We start from the raw sequence: 695 nt of genomic DNA, 5'->3' as shown, positions 1-695 counted from the left end.
GCACTTGACGGGTCCAGCCAGTCCAGCGCGGGGAGCTCCTGAACTTCCCAGAGCAGCGTAACGCCGGTGCCTTCCAGGCGGGGTTCCAGCCGGAAACGCAGTGTGGCCAGCAGCAGCAACAGGTCGGCCTCCACCGGCTCCATCGAGTCGATGGCGAGCTTCAGGTCGTCCATGCAGTCCTTGAGGGTCTGCGTCACGCGTTCGTCGCTCATGCCGCCGACTTCGATGGAGCGGATGGCGCTGATCAGCGTCGAGCCCAAGCCGTCGTGCATGTCCTGCATCATGCGCTGGCGTTCGTCGCTCAGCATTTGCTGCCGGGCGATCTCGCGCAGGCTGCGGTGGCTGGCTTCAAGTTCGGCTTCACGCGCCCGCAGGCGCTCGGCCAGGCTGGCGTTGACCCGCTCGACTTCCGCAATGGMGCCGGTGTAACGGCGGTACATCACATAACCGAAGACGCTGAAGGTGATCGCGTTGGTATGCGGGCCCATATACCAGTTTTCGGGGCTGATGAAATTGTTCTGTACCAGCCAGTCGGTCGCGCTAAAGAGCGTGGCCAGCACCGTCCCGATGGCCACCACCATGGCGCTGCGAGAGCGCCCCCAGGCGTTGATGACGCCCGCCACGCTGACGCTCACGCCCATCAGTGCGGCCACCACATACAGCACTGGTGTGGTCCTCGGCGTGTTGGGCAGGGC

The 695-nt window shown here is 64.8% G+C and carries 1 protein-coding gene; it reads right to left on the bottom strand.

The features are described from left to right. Window positions 1-695 (bottom strand): sensor histidine kinase (locus tag AC1D0Z_RS23520; protein WP_477660530.1); only part of this gene is annotated, 695 nt, incomplete at both ends.

Source organism: Polaromonas sp. P1_E3, assembly GCF_056405935.1.
Note: the sequence above shows the minus strand (reverse complement) of the source record. Positions and strands in the feature narration are given on the sequence as shown.